We start from the raw sequence: 11461 nt of genomic DNA on the forward strand, positions 1-11461 counted from the left end.
ACCGCGTGCGCACAGGTGCGCACCCTACGACCTGCGATGGCTACGGACTACCTGCAAACCATCCGCTACATCATCTCGCCAATGATCTCGACGATCTCGTCGCCGTACGAGGTGAGCTTCTTCTCCCCCACGCCCGATACGCCGCGCAGCTGGTCGAGCGAGGTCGGCTTGACCTTGGCGATTTCGCGCAGCGTCGCGTCCTGGAACACGACATAGGCCGGCACGCCGTGGGCGCGCGCGGTCTCGACGCGCCACCAGCGCAGCTTGTCGAAGATCGCCTGCTCGGACTTGGACAGCTCCGTCTCCTCGTACCCGCGCGGACTGCTGACGCGCTTTGGCTTGACCGGTTTCTGGTACTGCCGTAGCTGTACTTTCTGCTCACCCTTGAGCACCGCGCGCGCCAGTTCGGTGAGCTTGAGCGAGCTGAAGGCTTCGTGGTCGACCGTGACGAAGCCGAGCGCGATCGCCTGGCGCAGGATAGCGCGCCATTCCTGTTCGCTGCGGTCGCTGCCCACGCCGTACACTGACAGCTTGTCGTGGTGCCACTGCATGATCCGTTCCGATTCCGCACCGCGCAGCACGTCGATCACGTGTCCGGCCGCGAAGCGCTGGCCAACTCGATAGATCGTCGACAGCAGCTTTTGCATCGGCACCGTGCCGTCGAACGAGACCGGCGGGACCAGGCAGGTGTCGCAGTTGCCGCACGGGCTGGAGCCTTCGCCGAAGTATTCGAGCAGGCGCATGCGCCGGCATGACAGGGTCTCGCACAGGCCGAGCATCGCATCGAGCTTGGTCGACAGCACGCGCTTGAAGTTTTCGTCGGCTTCGGATTCGTCGATCATGCGCCGCTGCAGCACCACGTCCTGCAGGCCGTATGCCATCCAGGCGCTGGCCGGCATGCCGTCACGCCCGGCGCGTCCGGTCTCCTGGTAGTAGCCCTCGATGCTCTTGGGCAGATCAAGGTGGCACACGAAGCGCACGTCCGGTTTGTCGATGCCCATGCCGAACGCGATCGTCGCCACCATTACGATGTTCTCTTCGCGCAGAAAACGCGCCTGGTTGGCGGCGCGCTTCGCATGCTCCATGCCGGCGTGGTAGGGCAGGGCCTTGATTCCGCTCTCGTTCAGGAACTCGGCGGTTTCCTCGACCTTTTTGCGCGACAGGCAGTACACGATGCCCGAGTCGCCGGAATGCTCGGTGGTGATGAAGTCCAGCAGCTGCTTGCGGCCGTTGGTTTTTTCAACAATCGAGTAGCGGATGTTGGGGCGGTCGAACGACGAGACGAACTGGCGCGCGTCCTCCAGCTGCAGCCGGTGCGCGATCTCGGCGCGCGTCATGCGGTCCGCGGTGGCGGTCAGCGCGATGCGCGGCACCTGCGGGAAGCGCTCGTGCAGGATCGACAGCCGGATGTATTCGGGCCGGAAGTCGTGGCCCCATTGCGAGACGCAGTGCGCCTCGTCGATCGCAAACAGGGCGATATTCGAGGCCTCGAACAGCTCCAGGCAGCGCGGCGTCATCAGGCGCTCGGGCGCCACGTACACCAGGTCCAGTTCACCGGTGCGCACCTGGCGCTCGACGCGCAGGGTCTCATCAAAACTCTGGGTCGAATTGAGGAAGGCCGCGCGCACGCCCACTTCGGCCAGCGCGTCGACCTGGTCCTGCATCAGCGCGATCAGCGGCGAGATCACGACGCCGACGCCGTCGCGCAGCAGCGCCGGGATCTGGTAGCACAGCGACTTGCCGCCGCCGGTGGGCATCAGCACCAGCGCGTCGCCGCCGCTTGCCACGTGCCCGACGATGTCGGCCTGCTGCCCGCGAAACGCCGGGTAGCCGAATACCGTCTGCAGCAGGTGCAGCGCGCCTGAGCCGATGTCGCTTGTCATTGCCTTACTCCGCCCAGACGATCCACTCGAAATAGCCGGTGGCCAGGATCATCAGGCCGAACGCGATCCGGTACCAGGCGAACGCGGTGAAGTCATGGGTGCTGATGTAGCGCAGCAGCCAGCGCACGCACAGGAAGGCGGAGACGAAGGCGGCCACGCCGCCGATGCCAAAGAGCGGCAGGTCGGCGCTCGAGAGCATGGCGCGCTCCTTGAGCACGGAGTAGAAGGTAGCTGCCAGCAGGGTCGGGATCGCGAGGAAGAACGAGAATTCGGTGGCCGCCTTGCGCGACAGGCCGAACAGCATGCCGCCGATGATGGTCGCGCCCGAGCGGCTGGTGCCTGGGATCAGCGCGAACGCCTGGGCGCAGCCGACCTTGAGCGCGTCGATCACGGTCATGTCGTCGACGGTTTCGATGCGGGTGGCGGCCGGGATGGTCTTGTGGCGGCGCTCGGCCCACAGGATCACCAGCGCGCCGACGATGAAGGCGAGCGCCACCGGCACCGGGGCGAACAGGTGGGCCTTGATCGCCTTGTTAAACAGCAGGCCGAGCACGGCGGCCGGCAGGAAGGCGACCACCAGGTTGAGCGCGAACTTCTGCTGGCGCGCGTCGCTGGCCAGCCCCCCCAGCACGGCGCCGATACGCGCCCGGTATTCCCACATCACGGCCAGGATCGCCCCGGCCTGGATCGCGATATCAAAGACCTTCGCCTTTTCGGTCGTGAAGTTGAGCAGGCTGCCGGCCAGGATCAGGTGGCCGGTCGACGAAATCGGGAGGAATTCGGTAAAGCCCTCGACCAGGCCCATGATGAGCGCTTTGAACGCGAGAATGATGTCCATGTCTTGTTGATGTGGAATGATTGGGGAATGCGAGCACGGAAGGAAAGCGACGCGGCCGGAAGCTTACCATGAGCGCGCCGGCGCGCGGTGGCGGCGCTCAACCGTCGGTACATTTTGTAATCAGGCGGTCAGCCTAGCAGTTGTCCGGCCTGGTGATGGCTTCGACATGCCCAAGCCAACGCATCGCTTGTTCGCGGCTCTCACCACAAAACTCCTCCGCAGGTTGGAGCGACGAGCAGACCGCCGGCCGGTCAGGATGACCAAAAATCTTGCACCGCTCGAACTCGTCAAGCTGCACACATCTGACGCCCGCTGGTTTCCCGTCCGGCATTCCGGGAATGGGGCTGCTGATTGACGGCGCGATGCAGCACGCGCCGCAGTTGTCGCGGCATTTCATTTTTTGCTCAACTGGCAATGGTTCGTCAAATCCATGCCACTCCTTGTAAGTTTCGCCGCATGTTGTCCATATTATAGGTGGCCGGTATCCCCGCCGGGGCATGACCCAAGCGTCGTGGCATGGGAATGGGCGTCCCCCGCGCTTGACTGCCCCCTGACCCGGGTCTATATTCGATGAATCCTTTATAAGTTGTCGAACAGAAGCAATGGAAGGTTCCCTTGACACCAAGCCCCGCTGGGAGCGCCGCAAGGATGCGCGTCCCGAGGAGCTGCTGGCTGCCGCAGTCGACCTGTTCGTCGAACGCGGCTTCGCCTCGACCCGGCTGGAAGACGTGGCGCGCCGCGCCGGCGTCTCGAAAGGCACGCTGTACCTGTATTACGAGAACAAGGAAGAACTGTTCAAGGCGGTGGTGCGCAACAGCATCGTGCGCGCGCTCGGCGAAGCCGAGGATTCGATCGCCGGCTTCGACGGCCACAGCGCCGACCTGCTGCGCATCCTGATCCACGGCTGGTGGCAGAGGCTCGGCGCGACCAAGGCGTCGGGCATCATCAAGCTTGTCATGGCCGAGGCCGGTAACTTTCCTGAGCTGGCGCAGTTTTACCGGGAAGAAGTGATTGACCGCGGCACCAAAATGATTTCGAGCATGCTGGAACGGGCCGTCGCATCCGGCGAGTTCCGCCCGGTCGACGTCAATATGGTCACCCAGGTCATCATCGCGCCGATGCTCATGCTCGTCACCTGGAGGCATTCGGTCGCGCCCTGCAATGGCTCGGAACTGGACCCGATGGTCTTCCTCGACACCTTTCTCGACCTCACCCTGCGCGGCCTGCTGCCGGCCGATAACCCGCACCGCACCTCGTCCGCCTGAGCCCCCGCACACGTCAGCGCCTGAATTTCAGGCGTTCATTCCCTCCAAACTGCAGACTGTCGCAATTTCCGACGAAGTCTGCTGTCATCTCGTTAATATGTGCTCCTGAGGCCGTTCAACGATAAAATATCGGATTATTTATTTTTTCACCCCGAGTATTGAGATGAATATCGAACAAGCCCGCTTCAATATGATCGAACAGCAGATCCGCCCGTGGAACGTGCTGGACCCGGACGTGCTGGAACTGCTGCACGTGGTCAAGCGCGAACAGTTCGTGCCGGAAGCCTACCAGACCCTGGCTTTCGCCGACGTTGAAATCCCGCTGCCGGGCGGTGAGTCGATGCTCGCGCCCAAGATCGAGGCGCGCCTGCTGCAAGAGATCATGCTGAAGAAGCAAGATAATGTGCTGCTGGTGGGCAGCGGTTCGGGTTATCTGGCCGCGCTGCTGGCATACAAGGGCCGCCATGTGACCGCGGTCGAGATCTCGCCGGAACTGAAGGAACTGAGCGAACGGAACCTGGCCAAGGCCGGGATCACCAACGTGACCGTGGAACTGGGCAACGGCGCCCAAGGCTGGGCCAAGGGCGCGCCGTACGATGTGATCGTGATCTCGGGCTCGCTGGCGCTGCTGCCGGAAGCCTTCCTGAAGGAGCTGAACGTGGGCGGGCGCGTGGCCGCGATCGTGGGCGAACCGCCGGTCATGTCGTGCAACATCATCACCCGCGTGGACGAGACGGCGTACGAAACGGTCAAGGTGTTCGAGACCAACCTCAAGCGCCTGACCGGCGCGCCGGAACCGTCGCACTTTGCGTTTTAACGGGACCAGATATGGAACACATTACCGCGCTCGAGTTGGCGGCCTGGCTGGCCGACCCGGCGCGTCCGCGCCCGCTGCTCCTGGACGTGCGCGAAAACTGGGAATACGAGACCTGCCACATCGAGGGGGCAACCCTGATGCCGATGCACCTGGTGCCGATTCGCTGCGGCGAACTGGATGACGACCAGGACATCGTCTGCATCTGCCACCACGGTGCACGCAGCATGCAGGTCGCGGCCTTCCTGGAGCGGAACGGATTTAGCAGGATTACCAATTTGACGGGCGGAATACACGCCTGGGCCGTGCAGGTCGAGCCTTCGATGCCGAAGTATTGACCTGTTTCCATAACTTTCGAGGACTCCGATGGAGAAAGCAATGCAGAAACCCCTAATCGCCGTGCTGCTGGCCAGCGCGTTTGTTTCGCTCAATGCAGGCGCCGCTGACCTGATCCAGGTGTACCAGCAGGCGCTGGCGAACGACGCGGTCTTTGCGAGCGCGCGCGCCGCCGTCGAGGCTGGCCGGGAAAAGTCGACCCAGGGGCGTTCACTGTTGCTGCCATCGGCCCTCGTCAGCGGCTCCGTCGTCAAGAACCATTTCAACAACCTGCCGGCGAACGTCGGGGAAACGGTTGTGATCAACGGCGTCCCGGTGAAGGTGCAGGAAAGCCGCGGCGACACCCGTTCCAATGAATTCACGGTCTCGCTGTCACAGCCGCTGTACCGCTGGGATCGCTGGGAGACCTACCAGCAAAGCAAGCTGCAGCAGTCGATTGCCGAGGCAAGCTTCGCCCAGGCGCAGCAGGACCTGATCACGCGCGTCGCGCAGGCTTACTTTGATGTGCTGGCCGCGCAGGACACGCTGGAATCGACGCGCGCCGAGAAGGCCGCGGTGACCGAGCAGCTGGCATCGGCCAAGCGCAACTTCGAGGTCGGCACCCAGACCATCACCGACACCCACGAGGCGCAGGCGGCCTACGACCTGGTGGTGTCGCGCGAGTTCGCTGCCGTCAATGACCTGGACGTCAAGCGCGCCGCACTGCAGGCGATCATCGGCAAGGCGCCGGACAACCTGGCCCCGCTCAAGCCGGGCGTCACGTTGAGCGCGCCGCAGCCGATGGCGATCGACAACTGGACCTCGGCCGCGGAGAACCAGAATTACGGCGTGGTGGCGTCAACGCTGAACCTGGAAGTGGCCAAGCGCGAGATTTCGAAGCAGCGCGCCGGTCACTACCCGACGCTGGACCTGGTCGCCAGTTCCCGGCACACCAAGCTCGACGGCGATACCAATTCGCCGGGCACGGTCAAGAACAATGCGATCGGCGTGCAGTGGAGCGTGCCGCTGTTTAGCGGCTTTGGCGTGACCAGCCGCGTGCGCGAGGCGATCTCGCTGGAAGACAAGGCGCGCAACGACCTGGAGGCCAACCGCCGCAGCGCGGCCCTGAACGCGCGCCAGGCCTTCCTGGGCGTGAACAGCGGAATGGCGCAGGTGAAGGCACTGGAGGCGGCCGAGGTGTCGAGCCAGTCGGCGCTGGAATCGAACAAGCTGGGTTACCAGGTCGGCGTGCGCATCAACATCGACGTGCTCAACGCCCAGCGCCAGCTGTACTCGACCCGCACCCAACTGGCGCTGGCGCGCTACCAGACGATCGTCAACGGCCTCAAGCTCAAGTCCGCCGCCGGCGCGCTGCGTGAAGAAGACCTGGTGCCGGTGAATAACCTGCTGCAGAAATAACGACAGCCCTTTCGTTTCAAGACAAAAACGGCGCCGCGGCGCCGTTTTTGTTTGTGCGGGCGTTGCGCTTGTCGGACACTGCCGCAATTGGCCCACGCTCCGAACTTCCGAAGTCAGCCTCGATCAAATTCCGCACACTCCGCAGTTCGAAATCCATCTTTCCCGCAAGACGCGCGATTGGTGGGGGGCGCTGTTTGTCTTTTCAAAACAGAGCCGAACCGCGGTTTTATTTGTCCCTGTAGCGAAAGAAGGAGTATGCCATGGCTGGTCATTCCGAAGTGTTGAAACGCCGCTTGCAGGTTTCGTCGTCGCTTGCCGGAGCGGTATTTTTTATCTCGCTTGCCCTTGGCACCGGCAACGCAATGGCCCGGAACTGGGTCGTCCACCATCCGGGTAATATCTTGATCGCGGACCAGTTTAATAACCGCGTCATCGAGATCAACCCGAATACCCACCAGATTGTCTGGCAGTTCGGGACGGGGTCCGACAAAGCCGGGCCGGACACGGTGGTCGGCGCCAACGATGCCGAGGCCGTCGGGCCCTTGACCCTGATCACCGGTACCGGCATCCCCGCTGCTTCGCCGCCGCTGCCCGGCTGTTCGACCCCGGCCACCGGCTGCCTGGACAACCGCGTGTTCGTCGTCGACTGGAACGGTCGCATCCTCTGGCAATACGGCAAGGCCGGCGTCGCCGGCAGCGGCTTCAACGAGCTCAACACTCCGGTGCAGGCTTCGGCCTTCTTCGGCTTCCAGCGCCGTGTCGGTCCGCATTTCCTGATCACCGACCAGGGCAACCAGCGCGTGATCATCGTGGACCGTGACCGCCGCCTGGTCTTCCAGTACGGTACCACCGGGGCCAAAGGAAACGGGCCGAACCAGCTCAATACGCCGAACAGCGCGCAATTGCTGGACAACGGGAATATCCTGATTGCAGACAAGGGCAATAACCGCGCGATCGAGGTCACCCTGGAAAATACGATCGTCAAGCAATTCACCGCCGGCGGCACGCTCAATGGCGTCGCTTTTGCCAGCCGTCTGCCCAATGGCGATACGCTGGTGACCGATTCCAATAACAATCGCGTGGTCGAGCTCAATCCGAATGACCAGATTGTTTGGGAATATGTGACCAACATGCAGCCGGGCAGCAATCCGAAACCCTTGCCGACGCGCGCGGTGCGGCTGACGAACGGGGATACCCTGATCAGCGACCAGTTCAATCAGCGCGTGATCCAAGTGACCCAGGCTAAGCAGATCGTCTTCCAGCAGGGGCAGCTCAATGTCGCGGGAAGCGGGCTCAACCAGCTCAACGGCCCGCACGACGCCAAGAAGATCGGCGACTACACCGGCTTGACGTCGATTAACAACGAGCAGACCGTCATCGAGTTCTTGCGCGCCCTGCGCGCGGCTTTGCCGTCACTGCCGCGGACGCCGTGATGCGGTGACAGCGAGGCGACAAAACGGCCCGGTCCGCAATTGCGCCGGGCCGTTTGCTGTCAGCTCGTAAGTCCCGCGCCGCCCTGGTTGTCTTTCCGCTGGATCAGCTCGACCTTGTAGCCGTCCGGATCGGTGATGAAGGCGATCACGGTGGTGCCGCCCTTGACCGGGCCTGGTTCGCGCGTGATGTTGCCGCCCTTGGCACGCACTTGCTCGCACACCTCGTAGATGTCCTCGGCCGAAATCGCGAGGTGGCCATAGGCCGTGCCGATCTCGTACTGCTCCACGCCGTAGTTGTAGGTCAGTTCCAGCTCCGCGTGGTCGGGGTTGTTGCCGTAGCCCACGAAGGCCAGCGTGTATTTGTACTCGGGGTTGTCGCTGGTGCGCAGCAGCTTCATGCCGAGTACTTTGGTGTAGAAGTCGATCGAGCGCTGCAGGTCGCCGACCCGCAGCATGGTGTGCAGAATGCGCATTCGTGGTCCTTGATAATGAAAGTGAAAAGGCGATTGTATGCGCGCGGGGCGATCTTTGCCGATGCGCATGGGGAATCGTCGTAGGGTGCGCACCTGTGCGCATGCGGTCATCGCGTGCAGACTTGCGGCCGTGATTCCACTGCGCCACGTTCGCGAACCGCGTGCGCACAGGTGCGCACCCTACGCCTCCTATTCGCCGTGCTGCCGTGCCCCAGCTACGACTCCAGCCGCGCATTCATCGTGATCTGGGCATTGAGCAGTTTCGACACCGGGCAGTTCTGCTTGGCCGCCTGGGCCGCCGTCTCGAACGCCGACTGGTCGGCGCCGGGAATGTTGGCGACCACGTCCAGATGCACGGCCGGGATCGCAAAGCCCTCACCAACCTTGTCCAGCGAAACAGTCGCGGTGGTGGCGATGCGGCTCGGAGTCAGCCCGGCCGCGCCAAGCTGCGCCGACAGCGCCATCGAGAAGCAGCCGGCATGCGCCGCCGCAATCAGCTCTTCGGGATTGGTGCCGGCGCCGCTTTCGAACCGGCTGGAAAAGCCGTATTGCGCGTCTTGCAGGACCCCGCTGTGGGTCGAGACGGTGCCCTTGCCATCCTTCAGGCCGCCATTCCAGACGGCGCTTCCTGTGCGTTTGATCATGCTGTCCTCCGCGTAAGTTTTGTCACTGTATCGCCGCCCGGCGCTTCATTGTTTCTTCCCGCTCGAGCCGCGATCGTGCATGTCATGCGCGCGGTCCGGCTGCGGGTTGGCCTGGCCGGTCGCTCCCGGCGCCGGCTGCACCACCTCTTCCAGCCCCGTGTCGCCGCCGCGCATGTCGGTGTCGACCAGGCCCTGGGCCAGGTCCTCGGCAGCCTGCTTGATGATGCCGCGCGGCCGCTGGTCGTGCTCATCGGGCGACTCGTCGCGTTCGTTCGGCTGGAGTTTGTCCGGGTAGTGCTCCGGGCTGGCGGTATTGATGGAGCGGTCTTTGCTGTCGGTCGCCATGGCAACTCTCCTTCACGTCTGCAGTTGCATGAATCCTAAGCGTTCGGGAGCAAGCAAGTCGCGCAATTGGATGATGCAAATTTGCAATTAACTGGTTAACATGCTGTCTTCAAGTTATCAAACAGGGACGCAGCCTTGAATTCCGAAGTCATTCTTCACGAGCCGGTCAGCCAGTGCCCGAACTGCGAGTCGGCGGTGAGCGGCCACTTTTGCCACCAGTGCGGACAGGAGACCAAGCTGCACGTGCCATCGGCCGGCGAGTTCCTGCACGAGTTCGTGGGCCACTACGTCGCGCTCGAAGGCAAGCTGTGGAAGTCGCTGGCGCTGCTGTTGTTTCGTCCCGGGCGGCTGACGCTCGAGTACCTGCAGGGCCGGCGCGCGCGCTATGTGCTGCCGCTGCGGCTGTACCTGACTTTCAGCCTGATCTTCTTCGTGCTGTTCAAGTTAAGCGGCAACGGCCACGGCAATGACCAGGCCGGGCACGAAAGCGCCAAGCTGCGCGCCGAGATCCACGCCCAGGCGGATGACAAGTCGCGCGAAGCTGACGGCCGCACGGACGGCGAATTTCGCAACCTGCTGGCGAAGGTCCATCCCAAGCTGGCCGAAAAGGCGACCAAGTTCACCGACCTGTCCGACAAAGAGCAGCAGCACCAGCTGGTGGCGGCCTTCTTCGGCTACGCGCCGTACGCGGTGTTCTGCATGATGCCGCTGTTTGCCGCCTATCTGAAGCTGCTCTACCTCGGCTCGGGCCGGCGCTATGGCGAGCACCTGCTGTTCGCGCTGCACACCAACGCGTTCGCGTTCCTGATGCTGACCCTGCTGCTGGTGACGCCATCCTTCATCCCTTACGTGCACGGACTGCTGGGATTGTGGCTGGTGTTCTACCTGCCGGCCGCCATGCGCCGGGTCTACGGCGGCAGCCGGCGCATGACCGCGCTGCGCTGGATCGTGCTGATGGCGCTGCACGGCATTAGCATCGGGATGGCGCTCGTGGCCGCGCTGCTGATGGCTATCCTGGTCTGAACTTGCGATCGCCCGGCCGCCGCCGCTATACTGTGTGTTTGTACAGTATTTGCTGGGCGGCCTTGTAGCAGAAGCAGGAATTATCGGTTAATCTCCGCGTGTTCCGTCACCGTCCGCGCACCAATCCTATGTCCGCTACGCCTGAACCGCAAAAAATCATCGCGCTGGTCGTGCGGCACAACACGGCCGGCATCGAAGGCCCGGTCACCAACATCGTCCAGTTCCTGCAGCACGCCGGCTACCGCGTTGTGTTCGAGGCCGAGACCGCGGCCCACGTGCGCCTGCCCGGCATCGACGCGATGACGGTCACTGAAATCGGCGAGCGCGCAAGCGCGGCGGTGGTGGTCGGCGGCGACGGCACCATGCTCGGCATCGCGCGCCAGCTGGCCAGGTACGAGGTGCCGCTGATCGGTATTAACCAGGGCCGCCTGGGCTTCATGACCGATATCCCGATCGAGCGCATGGTGCCGGCGCTGGGCGAGATTCTCGAGGGCCAGGCCAGTGCCGAAAAGCGCACGCTGCTCCAGGGGCGGGTGCTGCGCGCCGGCGAGGAGATCTTTTGCGCCGTCGCGGTCAACGACGTGGTGGTCGCGCGCGGCACCGGCGCCGGCATGGCCGAGCTGAAGGTCACGGTCGACGGGCAGTTCATGTACAACCAGCGTTCGGACGGGCTGATCGTGGCCACGCCGACCGGCTCGACCGCCTACGCGCTGTCGGCCGGCGGGCCGCTGCTGCACCCGACGCTGGCCGGCATATCGCTGGTGCCGATCGCGCCGCACGCGCTGTCGAACCGCCCGATCGTGGTGCCCGACTCCAGCGAGATCGTGGTCGAGATCGTCGGCGGGCGCGACATCTCGGTCAACTTCGACATGCAGACCTTCGCCAGCCTGCAGCACGGCGACAAAATCGTGATCGCGCGCGCGCCGCACAGCATCACCTTCCTGCATCCGGAAGGCTGGAGCTATTACCACACGCTGCGCGAAAAGCTGCACTGGAACGAATAAGCCGC

13 protein-coding genes are annotated in these 11461 nt (G+C 63.6%); 7 read left to right on the forward strand and 6 right to left on the reverse strand.

Features of this window, described 5'->3' with window-relative positions; translation table 11 throughout:
• Positions 1–65: 65 nt before the first annotated feature.
• The 3 genes from recQ to E4O92_RS22060 all read right to left on the reverse strand — a co-directional run bounded on the left by recQ (position 66) and on the right by E4O92_RS22060 (position 3118).
• Positions 66–1883: a DNA helicase RecQ gene (gene recQ / locus E4O92_RS22050; protein WP_135191821.1), complete on the reverse strand. Its 1818-nt coding sequence runs from the start codon at positions 1881–1883 to the stop codon at positions 66–68.
• Between the two features lie 4 nt (positions 1884–1887).
• A complete protein-coding gene (locus E4O92_RS22055) occupies positions 1888–2721 on the reverse strand; it encodes an undecaprenyl-diphosphate phosphatase (RefSeq protein ID WP_135191822.1) in 834 nt (277 codons plus the stop codon).
• A 133-nt stretch (positions 2722–2854) separates the two neighbouring features.
• On the reverse strand, positions 2855–3118 hold the full coding sequence (locus tag E4O92_RS22060) for a YkgJ family cysteine cluster protein (protein WP_135191823.1): 264 nt from the start codon (positions 3116–3118) through the stop codon (positions 2855–2857).
• Between the two features lie 205 nt (positions 3119–3323).
• Between E4O92_RS22060 and E4O92_RS22065 the strand changes: the two genes are divergently transcribed.
• The 5 genes from E4O92_RS22065 to E4O92_RS22085 all read left to right on the forward strand — a co-directional run bounded on the left by E4O92_RS22065 (position 3324) and on the right by E4O92_RS22085 (position 7967).
• Positions 3324–3986 carry a TetR/AcrR family transcriptional regulator gene (locus E4O92_RS22065; protein WP_135191824.1) on the forward strand — a complete coding sequence of 221 codons (663 nt, stop codon included), beginning with the start codon at positions 3324–3326 and terminating at the stop codon, positions 3984–3986.
• 163 nt (positions 3987–4149) lie between these two features.
• Positions 4150–4803, forward strand: a complete 654-nt coding sequence (locus tag E4O92_RS22070) for a protein-L-isoaspartate O-methyltransferase family protein (protein WP_135191825.1) — start codon at positions 4150–4152, stop codon at positions 4801–4803.
• Positions 4804–4814: 11 nt separating this feature from the next.
• Positions 4815–5138 (forward strand): rhodanese-like domain-containing protein, encoded by a 324-nt coding sequence (locus E4O92_RS22075; protein WP_135191826.1) that lies wholly within the window; start codon positions 4815–4817, stop codon positions 5136–5138.
• A gap of 40 nt (positions 5139–5178) precedes the next feature.
• The gene (locus tag E4O92_RS22080) at positions 5179–6534 is read left to right on the forward strand and encodes a TolC family outer membrane protein (RefSeq protein ID WP_135191827.1); all 1356 of its coding nucleotides are present in this window, start codon (positions 5179–5181) and stop codon (positions 6532–6534) included.
• Between the two features lie 260 nt (positions 6535–6794).
• Positions 6795–7967, forward strand: a complete 1173-nt coding sequence (locus E4O92_RS22085) for an NHL repeat-containing protein (RefSeq protein WP_135191828.1) — start codon at positions 6795–6797, stop codon at positions 7965–7967.
• A 59-nt stretch (positions 7968–8026) separates the two neighbouring features.
• On the opposite strand, the gene gloA is transcribed toward E4O92_RS22085, so the two are convergent.
• The 3 genes from gloA to E4O92_RS22100 all read right to left on the reverse strand — a co-directional run bounded on the left by gloA (position 8027) and on the right by E4O92_RS22100 (position 9429).
• Positions 8027–8440 (reverse strand): lactoylglutathione lyase, encoded by a 414-nt coding sequence (gene gloA, locus E4O92_RS22090; RefSeq protein ID WP_135191829.1) that lies wholly within the window; start codon positions 8438–8440, stop codon positions 8027–8029.
• 215 nt (positions 8441–8655) lie between these two features.
• Positions 8656–9081 carry an OsmC family protein gene (locus tag E4O92_RS22095; RefSeq protein WP_167759862.1) on the reverse strand — a complete coding sequence of 142 codons (426 nt, stop codon included), beginning with the start codon at positions 9079–9081 and terminating at the stop codon, positions 8656–8658.
• A 48-nt stretch (positions 9082–9129) separates the two neighbouring features.
• Positions 9130–9429: a hypothetical protein gene (locus E4O92_RS22100; RefSeq protein ID WP_135191831.1), complete on the reverse strand. Its 300-nt coding sequence runs from the start codon at positions 9427–9429 to the stop codon at positions 9130–9132.
• 135 nt (positions 9430–9564) lie between these two features.
• Between E4O92_RS22100 and E4O92_RS22105 the strand changes: the two genes are divergently transcribed.
• Both E4O92_RS22105 and E4O92_RS22110 read left to right on the forward strand, forming a co-directional pair.
• The gene (locus E4O92_RS22105; RefSeq protein ID WP_135191832.1) at positions 9565–10452 is read left to right on the forward strand and encodes a DUF3667 domain-containing protein; all 888 of its coding nucleotides are present in this window, start codon (positions 9565–9567) and stop codon (positions 10450–10452) included.
• Between the two features lie 128 nt (positions 10453–10580).
• A complete protein-coding gene (locus E4O92_RS22110; RefSeq protein ID WP_135191833.1) occupies positions 10581–11456 on the forward strand; it encodes an NAD kinase in 876 nt (291 codons plus the stop codon).
• Positions 11457–11461: the final 5 nt, after the last annotated feature.

The organism is Massilia horti (genome assembly GCF_004614195.1).
Lineage (GTDB): Bacteria > Pseudomonadota > Gammaproteobacteria > Burkholderiales > Burkholderiaceae_D > Telluria > Telluria horti.

Coding starts and splice junctions, on each gene's coding strand:
- recQ (WP_135191821.1), bottom strand. CDS start 1,883: ATGACAAGCGACATCGGCTCAGGCGCGCTGCACCTGCTGCAGACGGTA.
- E4O92_RS22055 (WP_135191822.1), bottom strand. CDS start 2,721: ATGGACATCATTCTCGCGTTCAAAGCGCTCATCATGGGCCTGGTCGAG.
- E4O92_RS22060 (WP_135191823.1), bottom strand. CDS start 3,118: ATGAAATGCCGCGACAACTGCGGCGCGTGCTGCATCGCGCCGTCAATC.
- E4O92_RS22065 (WP_135191824.1), top strand. CDS start 3,324: ATGGAAGGTTCCCTTGACACCAAGCCCCGCTGGGAGCGCCGCAAGGAT.
- E4O92_RS22070 (WP_135191825.1), top strand. CDS start 4,150: ATGAATATCGAACAAGCCCGCTTCAATATGATCGAACAGCAGATCCGC.
- E4O92_RS22075 (WP_135191826.1), top strand. CDS start 4,815: ATGGAACACATTACCGCGCTCGAGTTGGCGGCCTGGCTGGCCGACCCG.
- E4O92_RS22080 (WP_135191827.1), top strand. CDS start 5,179: ATGCAGAAACCCCTAATCGCCGTGCTGCTGGCCAGCGCGTTTGTTTCG.
- E4O92_RS22085 (WP_135191828.1), top strand. CDS start 6,795: ATGGCTGGTCATTCCGAAGTGTTGAAACGCCGCTTGCAGGTTTCGTCG.
- gloA (WP_135191829.1), bottom strand. CDS start 8,440: ATGCGCATTCTGCACACCATGCTGCGGGTCGGCGACCTGCAGCGCTCG.
- E4O92_RS22100 (WP_135191831.1), bottom strand. CDS start 9,429: ATGGCGACCGACAGCAAAGACCGCTCCATCAATACCGCCAGCCCGGAG.
- E4O92_RS22110 (WP_135191833.1), top strand. CDS start 10,581: ATGTCCGCTACGCCTGAACCGCAAAAAATCATCGCGCTGGTCGTGCGG.